We start from the raw sequence: 15626 nt of genomic DNA on the forward strand, positions 1-15626 counted from the left end.
AAATTTACAACAACGATGAAAACTAAGATAAATCTGCTACTAATTTTAATATTTCTTAGTTGTGGAAAATCGAAATCGAATAATTCAAATTATTTAGATAAATCTGAGAATAAACAAAGTTCAACAACAGAACATCCAGGGAAAAAGTTGTTGAAAAATCAATGCTTTGTTTGTCATAATCCAACAATTTCAAAAGAAAGTAGAATTGCTCCACCTATGGTTGCAGTTAAAGCACATTACATTTCTGAAAATACTTCCAAAGAAAAGTTTACAAAAGATTTTGTAGCATTTCTTCAGAAACCTTCCAAAGAAAAAGCAAAATTGAAAGGAGCAGTGAATCGATTTGGAGTTATGCCTTACCAGTACTACAAGAAAAGTCATTTAGAAAAAATAGCTGAATATATTTATGATTATGAAATTCAAGAGCCAAATTGGTTTAGTGATCATTGGAAGAAGAGAAACGGAAATAGTAATTATAATCAAGGAAAGAGAGTAATAAATCAAGAGAAAAACAAAACTACATCAGAGATTGGACTTGAGTTTGTTTTAGGAACTAAAAAAGTGTTAGGGAAAAATTTAATGAGAACTATTCAAAGTCAAGGAACATTGAAAGCCTTGGAGTTTTGTAATGAAAAAGCAATTCATCTTACCGATAGTATGTCCACAAAATTTAACGCGATTATTAGACGAGTTTCAGATAAACCAAGAAATCAAGATAACCTGGCTAATAAAAGAGAAAACGAAGTTATAGAAATTTATAAAAAAGCTTTGATAGATTCTTTAGATATCAATCCTATAACAGAGAAAAATAAAGATAACATCCAATTTTATTATCCAATCATCACAAATGGAATGTGCCTTCAATGTCATGGAAAACCTAAAGAACAAATCAAAAGTGATCTATTATTACACCTAGATAAATTATATCCGAAAGATAAAGCTAAAGGTTATAAAGAAAATGAAATTAGAGGTATTTGGAGTATAAGTTTTAAAGAATAAAAACTAAAGATATTTTACAAAGAGTACAATTAAAAGTAAAACACTAAAAGATATATTTATGTTTAAGAAAGGAACAAAACCATATAGTATTATAAATTTCAAATGTCCTAAATGTAACGATGCAGATTTTTTCACACATCGCTTCACTTTTAACCCAATTCATATTGGTAAAGTTAGAGAAACTTGTCCTAATTGTGGATTTAAACATATGATAGAACCTTCATTCTTTTTCGGAGCTATGTATGTTAGTTATGCTTTGTTTGTTGCAATTGCAGTAGCTTTATTTATTATAACTAAAGTTTTTCTTGGATTATCACTTTTACAAAGTTTTATTTCAATTATTATTTTGCTTTTATTATTAGGTCCGTTTTTAGTAAAGCTCTCAAGAATTATATGGAGTAATATTTTTGTTGATTATGAAGTAAATCATCAAGAATCACAAAACCACAAAAATCTTAAAGAAGTTAATGCGTAATAATAGATTTTATATCATTAGAAAACACTTTTGAATTTTCAAAAGTGTTTTTTATTGCTACACACTGTAACATTAGTTACTGTACACATTTTTCTTCTAATTTAATTTTGCTCAAAAGTAAATTAACCACATGCGAGCAATACTATTTATAAGTCTGTTTTCTTTTTTAATTGGGTTTTCTCAAGATGAGAGAATGATTTCTCAAAAGGAAGTTTTAGAGAAAGTTCATGAAGAAAACAGTTCTTTAAAAATCACGAATGAAGAATATATAATGGCTAAAGCTGACTTTAACCAAAGTCGAGCAGTTTTTCTTCCAAATATCACAGCATCTCATACAGGAATTATTACTACAAACCCATTAATGGCATTTGGTTCAAAATTGAATCAAGAAGTTTTAACTCCGAATGATTTCGATCCAGCAAGGTTAAACAATCCTAATGAAACTCGAAATTTTGCTACAGTTTTCGAGATTCAACAGCCATTAATAAACATTGACGGAATATACAAGCGAAAGGCTTCTAAAGTAAAAATGGAAGCAGTGAAGCTGAAATCAAACCGAACAAAAGAATACTTAACACTCGAAGTGAATAAAGGCTACATGCAATTGCAGTTAAGTTATAAAGGAGTAGATGTTCTAGAAAAAGCTTTAAGTACAGCAGAAGCAAATCTGCAATTAGCTGAAAATAGTTTTAAACAAGGATTCTTGCAAGAATCAGATGTTTTGGCCGTGAAAGTTCATGTTACAGAAGTAAAAAATCAATTACAAACAGCAAAAAGTAATGTATTAAATGCATCAAATTATTTGTCTTTTTTAATGAATGAGTCTGATGACGTTCGTTACCAACCAACAGATAGTTTAACCATTAGTATTTCAAAAGAATCTTCAAAAGTAATTTCTGAAAATAGATCAGATATTAAAGCAATGGAATTTTCAACAGAAGCGTATAAAAAGATGTATCAATCAGAGAAAATGAGCTTTTTACCTCGATTAAATGCTTTTGGAAGTTATCAATTGTTTGATAACGATGTGTTTAATGCAAACGCAAGCGGATATTTAGTTGGAGCACAATTAAGTTGGGATATTTTTCAAGGATCAAAAAGGTTTGCTAAAGTCCAAAAGAGTAAAGCTCAATATGAAAAATCAGTTTTAGAATACGAAGAGTATAAATCAAAAAGTAAATTAGAATTGAATAAAGCTTTACGAATGTTATACGATGCTGAAAATAAATTAAAATTGACTGAATTGGCGATGAAACAATCAAAAGAAGCTTTACGAATTCGTAAAAATAGATTTAAAGAAGGTCTAGAAAAGTCAACAGATTTATTAATCGCAGAAACAAAATACGTTCAAAAACAATTAGAATATTATCAAACGATTTTCGAGTATAACTTCTCGAAAGCTTACGTTGAATTTTTAACGAAATAATAAGTACATAAATGAAAAAATATATAACTCTTATTCTGGTAACTATTATAGTAAGTTGTGGAAAAAAGAAAGCTGAAACTACAGTGAATAATGATCCTGCAATTTCAGTTAAAGTTCAAAAAGTTGTCTCAAATGAAAATGCATCATTCATCAGTGTAAGTGGTGTTATACAAGCTGAATCAAGTGCAGATTTAAGTACGCGTATGATGGGATTTGTGAATGAATTATATGTAAAAGTTGGAGATAAAGTTACAAAAGGGCAGTTGTTATTGTCGATCAATAATTCTGATCTTCAAGCTAAAAAAGCTCAAGTGGAAGCTTCAATAATAAAGGCTGAAACTGGTTTAAAAAATGCTGAGAAAGATTACAATCGTTTTAAAAATTTGTTTGCTAAAAATAGCGCTTCTCAAAAAGAAGTCGATGATATGACTGTTCGTTATGAAATGGCAAAAGCAAGTTTAAAAGTAGCAACACAAATGAGAAATGAAATAAATGCTCAGTTTACATATACGAATATTCGTGCACCATTTTCTGGAGTTGTAACAAACACTTTTATAGATAAAGGTGGTATGGCAAATCCAGGAATGCCTTTAATTTCTGTTGAAGGAAAAGGAGATTTTGAAGTTCTTGCTAGAGTTCCGGAAAGTGAAATTTCAAAAATCAAGCAAAATACTGAGGTTGAAGTTTTGGTAAAATCTATCAATGAAACAATAAAGGGAAAAGTAAGTGAGGTGAGTTCTTCTGCCAAAAATACTGGTGGACAATATGTGGTGAAAGTTGGTTTAGAAAAAACAGATGTATCGATATTGTCAGGAATGTTCGCAACAGTTCAATTTCCTGTAGAGAAATTAAACACATCTGAAACAACGGTAAGAATTCCTAAATCAGCTATTGTTGAGCAAGGACAATTGAAAGGTATTTACACAGTAAGTCAAAATAATAAAGCATTATTACGTTGGTTACGATTAGGTCGTTCATTTGGTGACGAAGTAGAGGTATTATCTGGGTTAAAAGCTAAAGAAACCTACATACTTTCTGCTGAAGGTAAATTATATAACGGTGCTAATATTTCAATTCAATAAATAAGAAAATGAAAGAAGGATTAGCAGGAAAAATAGCAAAAGGTTTTATAGGATCTAAAATCACCGTGTTGTTAATGATTGTGTTTATGGTCATTGGTGTGTACACTTCGTTTTTAATTCCTAGAGAAGAGGAGCCGCAAATTGATGTTCCAATGGCAGACATCTTTGTTGGATACCCTGGAGCAAGTCCAACAGAAGTTGAATCGAGAATTGCCAAACCGTTAGAAAAAATAATTTCTAACATAAAAGGAGTAGAATATGTGTATTCAACTTCCATGAAAGAGCAAGCAATGGTAATTGTTCAATTTTATGTGGGAGAAGATATTGAACGTTCTTTTGTGAAGTTATATAACGAAATCAGTAAGCATATGGATCAAATGCCAAAAGGAGTTACGATGCCTTTGGTAAAAACACGTGCTATTGATGATGTTCCAATGTTAGGTTTAACCTTATGGAGTGAAAATTATGATGATTATCAACTAAAGCAAATTGCAGAGGAAGTAACCAATGAGATTGAAAAGGTAAACGATGTTGCCATTACTCATAAAATTGGAGGAAGAGATAGGGAATTACGAGTAGTTTTAGATAAAGATAAATTGGCTGCGAGTGGTTTAGATTTTCTTTCGGTTGCTGAAATGATAAAAGCGAGCAATCAGCAAATGAGTGCTGGAAAGTATAATCGAAATGATCAAGAATTTTTGGTGTCGACTGGACGATTTTTAAAAACGACAGAAGATGTTAAAAACTTGGTAGTTGGAGTAAAACAAAAACAACCGATTTACCTAAAGCAAGTTGCTAAAGTTATTGATGGAGGAGAGATTCCTAAGAATTACGTGAGTTTAGGGTTTGGACAAGCAAATGAAAAATCTCAAACATTTAAATCGGAATATCCTGCAGTAACGATTTCTGTGGCGAAGAGAAAAGGAGCAGATGCCATGCAAATTGCAGCTATTATTTTAGATAAGGTTCAACATTTACGAAGAAACTTAATTCCAGATGATGTGCATGTTGAGGTGACCAGGAATTATGGAGAAACCGCTTCTCAAAAAGTATCTGAATTATTAATGCATTTAATCGGAGCAATTATTGCAGTTACGTTAGTTGTAATGTTAGCTATGGGTTGGCGTGGTGGATTGGTAGTTTTCTTATCAGTTCCAATCACATTCGCTCTCACATTGTTGAGTTATTATATGCTCGATTACACGTTAAACCGAATTACTTTATTCGCTTTGGTTTTTGTAACCGGAATTGTAGTAGATGATAGTATCATTATTGCAGAAAATATGCACAGGCATTTTAAAATGAAACGTTTGGCATTCAAAGAAGCTGCGTTGTATGCAATTAATGAAGTCGGAAATCCAACAATATTGGCAACATTTACAGTAATTGCTTCAGTTTTACCTATGGCATTTGTATCAGGATTAATGGGGCCTTATATGAGTCCGATGCCAATTGGAGCTTCTATAGCAATGATTCTTTCCTTATTTGTTGCATTAACAATTACACCATACTTAGGATATATTTTCTTGAGAGAAAAAGACAATGGAAATGAAAAAACTTTTGAAGCAGATGAAACAAAAGCGATGCAAGGAACTGCAATTTACAAGTTGTATGAAAAGTTCCAACGTCCGTTAATTGAAAGTCCTACAAAAAGATGGATTTTCTTAGGAATTACGACTCTGTTATTATTTGGATCTTTAGGAATGTTTTTCACCAAATCTGTAGCTGTAAAAATGTTGCCTTTTGATAATAAGAATGAGTTTCAAGTAGTAATTGATATGCCAGAAGGAACAACATTAGAAAGGACATCTGTGGTAACTAAAGAAATAGCTCAATATTTATCAACCAGAACAGATGTTGTGAATTATCAAAGTTATGTTGGTACTTCAGCGCCTATTACGTTTAATGGATTAGTTCGCCATTATGATTTACGTGGAGGAAGTAACATGGCGGATATCCAAGTGAACTTAACCGACAAACATAATCGAGATGAACAAAGTCATGGAATTGTAAAATCAATGCGTGAAGCAATTCAAAAAATAGCAGAACCATTTGGTGCAAATGTAAAATTAGTTGAAGTTCCGCCAGGACCACCAGTATTATCAACAATAGTGGCTGAAGTTTACGGACCAGATTATAACAAACAAATTGAAATCGCAAATGAAATTCAAAACATTTTAAAGAATACTGAAGATGTTGTAGATGTCGATTGGATGGTTGAAGATGAGACGGTTGAATATGAATTTGTAGTAGATAAAGAAAAAGCAATGCTATATGGAATCGCTCCACAGCAAATAGTATATACATTAAACTCAGCACTTTCAAACAGAGCAGTTTCTACCTTATACAATGAAAATTCTTCAAAACAAATAGGTATTGTTTTAGCTTTAGATGAAAAGGAAAAATCAACTATTTCAGATATCTCTCAACTTCAAATCAAATCTAATTTAGGAACCATGGTTTCTGTTGGTGATTTAGTTGAAGTTAAAGAAAAGAACAATGAAAAAAGTATTTATCGCAAAAACCAAAAGAGAGTTGTTTATGTAATGGCTGATATGGCTGGAGCATTGGAAAGTCCTGCGTATGCAATTTTAGGAATGGAAGCAAAGTTGAAAGAGATTCCATTACCTAAAGGATATCAATTAGAAGAAAAGTATTTAGGACAACCAGAGTACGAAGATAATTACACTGTGAAGTGGGATGGAGAATGGCAAATTACATTGGAAGTATTCCGGGATTTAGGAATCGCATTTTTGGGAGCCATTATCATCATTTACATGTTGATTGTAGGTTGGTTCCAAAACTTTAAAGCTCCAATAGTTATGATGGTGGCAATTCCATTATCAATGGTAGGTATTGTTTTAGGTCACTGGTTAATGGACGCTTATTTCACGGCTACATCTTTTATCGGAATGATCGCTTTAGCAGGAATTATGGTTCGGAACTCAGTATTACTAATTGATTTTGTAAACCTTCGTTTATCAGAAGGAGTTCCGTTAGCACAAGCAGTAATTGAAGCTGGAGCTGTACGAACAACCCCAATTTTATTAACTGCAGGAACAGTTGTTATTGGAGCTTTCGTGATCTTATTCGATCCAATATTTCAAGGTTTAGCAATTTCATTAATGGGAGGAACAATTACAGCAACTATACTGACATTACTAGTCGTTCCACTAGTATATTATTTAATAGAACGTAAAAATTATAAGTAACATGAAAATAGAACGAATTATTAGAGCTATAGCTGGAGTATTTATTCTAATAAGTATTCTTTTAGCTATAAAAGTGAACATAAATTGGTTGTGGTTTACTGCATTTGTTGGAGCTAATTTATTGCAATCATCGATAACCAAATGGTGTTTAATGGAAGATATATTAAAGAAATTTTTTAGTGTTAAATAAAAATAAAACACCAATTTTTATATAAGATTGGTGTTTTTTAATTTTTATTTTAATGAATATTCTGAATAAAATATTCTAGTTCTACTTCTTTCGGAATTTCCATTTTTTTTCGAATTCGATAACGAGCCGATTTTACAGAAGATAAAGTCACGTTTCTAATATTCATGATCTCTTTAATGCTTAAATTGAGATAGATAAGATTACAGATTTCACGTTCTGATTTTGTGAGCTGTGGGTACAGTTTACTAATTTTTAATTCAAAACCTTCGTTTTTAAGTTGTTGGTCATTAGAGATTTCATCTAAACGTTTTTCAGTTCTTACCTGATGTTCAATTTGAGATAACATCGATTGGTATTGTTGTAGGAGTTCTTTAGAATTATTTTGTGATTGTAGCTTCTTTACATTTAAAATTAGTTTTTCCTTAAAATCAGAACGCATTTTATGATCGGCCAATAAACGATCAATCTTATAACGTAGCGAAACTACTTTTTCATTTAAAAGTTCAGTTTCTAATTCTTGCTCTTTAAGTTGATTTTGATATACTTTACGTCGTTGCCTAAAAAATAAAAACAAAACACTTAAACTAATTAAAGTTAGAGTTAATAAAGCAGCATACAATTGTTTTTGTACACGTTGATTTTTAGCTTCAGCTTGTAAAAGTTTTTTATTGGTTTCAAAACTAAGTTTATCTACAGAGAATTTTTTATCCTCTTGATACGCTAACTCCAAAGCTGCAATCTTTTCAATTTGTTTTAAAGAGAATACAGAGTCGTTGTATTTTTTATACAAACGATACTTTTCTAAAGCTTTTTTATAATCGTTTTTAGCTTTATAAATTCTGTATCGATCTAAATTAATTAGAGAGATTATTTTTTTGTTTTCATATTGTTTACTGAGAATTTCAGAACTGTCTAAATAAATTAAAGCATTACGATATTCTTTTAATCTTCTATAACAAGTTGCTATGCTTTTATATGTGGTTGCTTTACGTTCTATTTTTTCAGCCTTGTTATATATATCAAGATTTGTCTTTAAAATGTTTAATGCTTTTTCATATTTTTTTTTTGCTCGATATATTCTTGCATAAACAGTATTTACATCAGCTGTACGAATCTTATCATTTAATAAGTACAATTGAGCTTTATCTAAAGCTTCAATAGCTTTATCATAGTTTTTCCTTTTGTAATAAAAATTTCCATAATTATGTAGAGAAATTCCATAATCAATAGAGTCGTGTTCACGAAGAGGAAGTGCTAAATCCATATAAGATATTGCCTTGTCATATTCTCGTTTGGCAGAAAATAGCATAGCTATGTTATGGTAAGATCGACCAATTTTAGTTTGATCTTTACTTTGTTGTTTTACTTTTAAAGCTTTTAAGTAGTATTCTAAAGCAGTATCAAAATTACCTTTTCTTCGTTCTATAATTCCCAAACAATCGTAAGCCAAAGCAATCATTTCTTCTTTATTGGCGTAAATATAGTTTGAGTTTAATTTATCTAAAGAGTTATTAAAATATTGCTGGGCTAATGTTGGATTAGAAGTGTCTGTTAGAATTCCTAAATCCATTGCATGTGTAACATAAAGAGAATCGTTTGATGCATTTTTTAAAAGAAAAATAATAGAATCTTTTTTCTGCTGAAGTTGTTGTGCAGAAGCAAAAGACAACACAAAAAAACATATAGGGATTAAAAAAAAACGAAATGTCTTCATAAGCCGCAATATCCGAATAAATTTGGAGATTTTCTAGTTTTGCGACCTTTTGCGACCACTAAAATTTGCATTTTTTGAAATGGTAAAATTCCTTTGCAATTCGTTTAAATCAATTCAAGAACGATAATAATTGTCCGTTTTTTGTCTGATGAATTTTAAAAACATTTTTAAAACTAATTTTTTTCTTTGAACTCAGTTTTAAAGTGTGTAAAACATCAGAAAAACTATTTAAAAAACATAATCTCTATACCTCATCAAAATGAAAAAAAATTACTTCTTATTACTATTTCTTTTTCTCTTTATTAAAATTTCAAATGCGCAATTTATTTTTAAAGTAGAAACTACAACAGCTAATGAAACTTTTGTTATTCCTACAAAACCAGGAGAGACATATAATTACCAAATAAAGTATACAAAAACTCCAGGTGATTTACCGCGAATTGTAACTAGTAGAGGAGATAAAACATTAACATTCGATAATCCAGGAATTCATACCGTTGAAATAAGTTTAATTCCAGGAGATTTTTTCAATGAATCGTATTTTCCAGCAATGTATTTCAATAAATCTGGGGATAAAGATAAAATAGTATCTATCGAAAAATGGGGAGGTAATAAATGGACAACCATGGAAAATGCATTTGCAGGTTGTTCAAAATTAGTTATCAATGCTACAGATACTCCTGATTTAAGTTTAGTAACAAACATGTCTTTTATGTTTGAAGGAACCATAAATCTTGAAGATTTAAAAGATAAAATTGGAAACTGGGATATCGAAAATATTGAAAATCTTACTGGAGTTTTTAAATCTTCAGGTTTTAACGAAAATATTAACTCATGGAATGTGAGTAATGTACGTTTCATGGATTCTCTTTTTGAAGGAGCTTCTAATTATAATCAACCTTTAAATAATTGGACGACGACAAGTTTAGAATACGCAAATGCTGTTTTTAGAGAAGCAATAAACTTTAATCAGCCATTAAATAATTGGAATATGAGTTTGGTTAAAGAAATCGGACAAGTATTTCTTTTAGCAGAATCATTTAGTCAAGATTTAAGTTCTTGGGACATCAGTAATGTAACTGAAATATCACAAATATTTTTTGGATCAAAACTTAATGTGGCAGATTATGATGCTACCATTTTGGGTTGGTCAACTTTAAGTGCGGGCGAAACAGCTATTCCTTTAAACTTAGAAATAGCAAATTCATCTTCAATGAAATATTGTGATCTAGAAGCAAGGTTGAAATTAATAAACGATTATAATTGGTCTTTTACAGGAGATGTACATTTTTGTCCGGAAGAAGATAAGTTTATTACTACTTGGAAAACTAATGCAGACGGACTTTTAGGAGGTGATCGTAAAAAAGTAACAATACCAACCGACGATTCTTATGATTATTACTATACAGTAGATTGGGGTGATGGAAATGTTGTTAGTAATTATACTGGTGATGCTATACATACTTACGCTACGCAAGGAACATATCAAATCAAAATTTTTGGAATTTTCCCAGCGATAAAAGCTAACGTGAATACTTCTAAAATGATTCTTCAAATTGAATCAGTTGATCAATGGGGAAATATGGAATGGCAAACATTCAAATCAGCATTTGATGGATGTCGAAACTTAGATGTTTTTGCAACTGATATACCAGATCTTTCTAAGGTGACAGATATGTCATTTATGTTTTTTGAATGTTTTAATCTTGGAAATACAGCGACTATAGATTTCTCAGGATGGAATACAAGTAACGTAACTAATATGTCTAGTATGTTTTACAATACTAATAATTTAACAAGTGCTAATATTGGAAATTGGAATGTTGGTAAAGTAACAGATTTTAATAACATGTTTTCAAGTGCATCAGTATTCAATGAAAACTTAAATAATTGGAATATTGGTGAAAATGTTACTGGTACAATAGATATGTCTGCTATGTTTCTTGGTGCGGGTAAATTTAACTCACCTTTAAATAATTGGGATGTAAGTAAAGTATACGATTTTGTGTATACATTTAGAGGGGCTACTGAGTTCAATCAAGATTTGAGTTCATGGGATATTTCTAGTGGAACCGATTTCATAGGAATGTTAGATGCTACTGCTTTATCAGTTGAAAACTATGATAAAACGTTGCAAGGTTTTTCAGCATTGGAAGCAGGAGAGACTAAAATACCAACAAATATTAGATTTGGAGCTTTAAACGTTGGTTATGGAAATCCTGAGTACAGAGAAACATTAAAAAACACATACACTTGGACTTTTGAAGGTGATATATTTGAAGGAATAGAAGAAGAAAAGTTCATAACTACATGGAGAGTAAAAGCTGGAGATTTAACAATTCCTATTTACACTTTTGGAGGAGCAACTTACAATTACACTGTAGATTGGGGAGATGGAACAATTGAATCTGGATTTACAGGTGATATTACACATACTTATGCAACTGCAGGAACGTATACTGTAAAAATTTACGAAGATTTTCCACAGATGTACTTTTTTAATCGTGATGGAAAAGAGAAGTTAATCTCTATCGATCAATGGGGGACACAAAAGTGGTTCAATTTAGATTTTGCTTTCTACGGATGTTCTAATTTAGAATTAAATGCAGATGATATTCCAGATTTATCACAAGCTACTTCAATCGGAGCAATTTTTCAAAATGCTACAGCTTTTACAGATGCTAAAGACAAATTAAAAGATTGGGATGTAAGTACAATTGAAAGCTTTTCTTTTGCTTTTCAAGGAACAGCATTCAATAGAAATATTAGTGGATGGAATATGCAATTAGCGAAGGAAATCGACTTTATGTTTGCTGATAATGCAGTATTCAATAAACCTGTAGGAAATTGGACATTCAATAATTTAAAAACAGCATCTGCAGTTTTTAGAAATGCGACTAGTTTTAATCAAGACCTTTCCAATTGGGATGTAAGTCAAGTTGATTTATTCGAATTGATATTTGAAAATGCAACTGCTTTCAATCAGAGTTTAGCAAATTGGGACATTAGTGAAATGCGTTTCATTAACAAAATGTTAGACAACTCAGGAATGAGTGTGGCGAATTACGATGAAACGTTATTGGGTTGGGCAAGCTTAGATGTTGGAGAAACAAAAATTCCTACTGGAATGGATTTCAATTCTTCATTACAATATTGTAACGGAGCTTATGCTAGAAATCAATTAGCAACAACGCATTCTTGGACTTTTAATGATGGGGGACAATCTTGTGCCGAAGAAACTAAATTTATTACGACTTGGAAAACAACATCTGCAAATGAAAGTATTCAGGTTCGTACTTCTGGTGGAACATCAATTTATACAATCGAATGGGGAGATGGTTCAGTAGAAACAGATCGTGGTGGAAATTCTTCTCACACTTATGCTACTCCAGGAATTTATACTGTGAAAATATCGGGAGCTTTTGCAAGATTATACACAAACAACTTTACCAATATTGGTAATAAAATGCAATCTGTTGAGCAATGGGGAACAGGAAAATGGGAATCTTTTGATAGAGCTTTCGAAGGTGCTGGAAATGTTGTGATAAACGCAACAGATATTCCTAATTTATCGAATGTAACAAACATGTTCGAAGCTTTTAAAGATTGTAAAAAATTAGTTGATAATGGTGGACAAATGAAGAACTGGAATGTAAGTTCTATAGAGAATTTTACAAGTACTTTTCAAGGAGCAACTTTGTTTAATGAAAATTTAAGTGATTGGGATATTAGTAATATGAATAGTGCCAATAACATGTTAAGTGGAACAGGATTTTCTACTTCAAATTATGATAAAACAATTATTGGTTGGGCTACAATTCAAGGAGATGAAACTATTCCACAGAACATTAATTTAGGAGCAAATGGAATTAATTATTGCGTTTCAGGAACTGAACGAGATTTTTTAGCAAGTAATGGATGGAATTTTACAGATGCAGGGCAACAATGTGAAAGTCAAGATGCATTTATTACTACTTGGAGAACAACAAGTGAAAATGAAGAGATTATTTATCCAGGAGTTACCAACGGTAGAACTTATAATATCGATTGGGGAGATGGAACTTTAGAAACAGGAGTTACTGGAACTATTTCTCATACTTATTTAACATCAGGTGATTATCAAGTTAAAGTAACAGGAGATTTAACGTCATTTTTTATTAATGATTCACCAAACAACGATAATTTATTGTCAATAGATCAATGGGGAAGTATTCGTTGGATGAGTTTAGCAAGAGCTTTTAATAATTGTAATAATCTAGTTTTAAAAGCCAATGACACACCTGACTTGACAAGTGTAACAAACATGAATTTGTTATTTAGTCGTTCTGTTAATTTTGAAGATTTAGGTGGACGAATTGGAGATTGGGATGTTAGTAATGTTGAAGTTATGGGATATTTATTTAGAGGTACAGCTTTCAATAGTAATATTAATAATTGGGATGTTCGTAAGGTTACTTTCGTCGGATATATGTTTGCAAACACAACTAAGTTCAATCAGCCTTTAGATAAATGGAAATTTGAAAACACGAATAGTTTATCAGTTATGTTTATTGGAGCAGAAGTATTTAATCAAGATTTAAGTAATTGGGATGTAAGTAGTATAGAAAATTTTGGTAGTATGTTTGAGAATGCCAAAGCTTTTGATCAAGACTTAAGTAATTGGAACATTTCTAGCGTAATGAACATGACAGATATGTTTAAGGGAGTTACATTATCAAATGAAAATTATGATGCTATTTTAGAAGGTTGGTCTACTTTAGATAATGGAGAAACTCAAGTACCAATTAATATCACTTTTCATGCAGGAGATAGTAAGTTATGTTTAGGAACTGATGCTAAGTCAATTTTAGAAAGTTCACCATATAATTGGACAATCACAGATGCGGGAAGTGATTGTGAAAATACAGTGGTGTGGTCTGGAGATACTGATGTTAATTGGACAGATACTGATAATTGGGAGGATAATAATGCGCCATCAACCACAAATGATGTGCTGATTCAAAATGTAACAAATCAACCTGTAATTGACAATGGAGTAATTGCAGAAATGAATGATTTAACGATTAGAACTTCAGCTGGTTTAGAAATTTCAGAAAATGGAGGAGTTGTTGTAAATGGTGATTTAGAAACTGAAGGAGTTATTGAAATTAATTCAGCTACAAATACAAGTGGAATTTTAGTAGTAAAAGGAGAAACTAATGGAATAGTAAATTTTGAACGTTCTGGTTTATTGGCGAATAAATGGAGTTTAGTTACTGTTCCAGTTTCAGGTCAAAGTATTAAAGAGTTTATTGAAAATCCAACAAATGATATTCGTGAAAATACCACTGTAACTCCGAATCGTTATGCTGTTGGTTATTATGATGATAGCAAACCAGCAGGATCAAAATGGACCTATTATACTACAGATGATATTGTAACGAATACACTTACGTTTGAACAAGGTAGAAGTTACATTGTATCAAGATCAACAGATGGTTCAGTAATGTTTACAGGAACATTAGAAACAAATGATGTGGTAATTCCTGTAAATGAAGATCAATGGAATGCAGTTGGAAATCCGTATACAGCGTATTTACCAGTCAATAATAATGCGAACATAAACTTCATACAAGAGAATATAGATAAGTTCGATCCTGTAAATGTTGCCGTTTACATTTGGGATAATGCACAAAATAAATATGTGGCAAAATCTTTATTAGATCCGAATCTTTCATTAACAGTCGGACAAGGTTTCTTTATTAAAACCAATGTAGGCGTTTCAGCCTTAGATTTTAAAGAAGACCAGAGATTAACTGATGCTACAGGAGTTGAAATTTTTTCAAGACAGCAAAATGTACCAACAATTAAAGTTGTAGCATCTCAAGATAACGTAGTGGTAGATACAAATATTAAGTTGATGAATTCTGCTACTAAAGGTTTAGATGCAGGATTTGATATTGGAAATTTCGGTGGATCAAACTTCGATATTTTTACACGTTTAGTGGAAAATTCAATGCAGAAAGATTTTACAATTCAATCGTTGCCATATTCAAATGAGGAAGAAATCAGAATTCCTTTAGGAATAAAATCTGATGCTAATAAAGAAATTGAAATTTCAGTTCAGTTAGAAAGTTTACCAGAAAGTTCAGAAGTGTATTTAGAAGACAGAGAAACAGATGAGTTTATCAAGTTAGACAACACAAATTTATATACATTAAAAACTACTTCAGCAATTTCAGGAATAGGACGTTTTTATATACATCTAAAATCAAAAACATTAGATATTTCAGAAGAAACTTTAACTACTGAAAACATCAATATTTTTAAGTATGGTAAACAAGAAATTACTATTTCAGGAATTACATCTACAGAAAAGGTTTCAGTTAAAATGTTTTCGGTTTTAGGGAGCGAAGTTTTCAAAACGAATATTAAAGGAAATCTAAATATACGTATTCAACCAACTTCAGTTGAAACAGGAATTTATATAGTTCAAGTAGAAATAGAAGGAAAGAAAATTAATAAGAAAGTAGTACTTGAAAAGTAAGA

Annotated in this window: 8 protein-coding genes; 7 read left to right on the forward strand and 1 reads right to left on the reverse strand. The window is 31.0% G+C overall.

All coding sequences use genetic code 11. The features are described 5' to 3' along the window. Positions 1 to 15: 15 nt before the first annotated feature. The 6 genes from Q1A46_RS14860 to Q1A46_RS14885 all read left to right on the forward strand — a co-directional run bounded on the left by Q1A46_RS14860 (position 16) and on the right by Q1A46_RS14885 (position 7384). Positions 16 to 999 carry a DUF3365 domain-containing protein gene (locus Q1A46_RS14860; RefSeq protein WP_299680375.1) on the forward strand — a complete coding sequence of 328 codons (984 nt, stop codon included), beginning with the start codon at positions 16 to 18 and terminating at the stop codon, positions 997 to 999. 58 nt (positions 1000 to 1057) lie between these two features. Then, the gene (locus Q1A46_RS14865; protein ID WP_299680378.1) at positions 1058 to 1474 is read left to right on the forward strand and encodes a DUF983 domain-containing protein; all 417 of its coding nucleotides are present in this window, start codon (positions 1058 to 1060) and stop codon (positions 1472 to 1474) included. Between the two features lie 130 nt (positions 1475 to 1604). Further along, entirely contained in the window at positions 1605 to 2900 is a 1296-nt protein-coding gene (locus Q1A46_RS14870) for a TolC family protein (protein ID WP_299680381.1), read from the forward strand. Between the two features lie 11 nt (positions 2901 to 2911). After that, entirely contained in the window at positions 2912 to 3982 is a 1071-nt protein-coding gene (locus tag Q1A46_RS14875) for an efflux RND transporter periplasmic adaptor subunit (RefSeq protein WP_299680384.1), read from the forward strand. Positions 3983 to 3990: 8 nt separating this feature from the next. Next, positions 3991 to 7194, forward strand: a complete 3204-nt coding sequence (locus Q1A46_RS14880) for an efflux RND transporter permease subunit (protein ID WP_299680387.1) — start codon at positions 3991 to 3993, stop codon at positions 7192 to 7194. 1 nt (position 7195) lies between these two features. After that, positions 7196 to 7384, forward strand: a complete 189-nt coding sequence (locus Q1A46_RS14885; protein ID WP_299680391.1) for a DUF2892 domain-containing protein — start codon at positions 7196 to 7198, stop codon at positions 7382 to 7384. 49 nt (positions 7385 to 7433) lie between these two features. On the opposite strand, the gene Q1A46_RS14890 is transcribed toward Q1A46_RS14885, so the two are convergent. Further along, positions 7434 to 9098 (reverse strand): tetratricopeptide repeat protein, encoded by a 1665-nt coding sequence (locus Q1A46_RS14890; protein WP_299680393.1) that lies wholly within the window; start codon positions 9096 to 9098, stop codon positions 7434 to 7436. Positions 9099 to 9357: 259 nt separating this feature from the next. Here Q1A46_RS14890 and Q1A46_RS14895 point away from each other — a divergent pair, with 259 nt between their 5' ends. Continuing rightward, entirely contained in the window at positions 9358 to 15624 is a 6267-nt protein-coding gene (locus Q1A46_RS14895; protein WP_299680396.1) for a BspA family leucine-rich repeat surface protein, read from the forward strand. Positions 15625 to 15626: the final 2 nt, after the last annotated feature.

The sequence above is a fragment of the uncultured Tenacibaculum sp. genome (assembly GCF_947502995.1).
Taxonomy (GTDB): Bacteria; Bacteroidota; Bacteroidia; order Flavobacteriales; family Flavobacteriaceae; genus Polaribacter.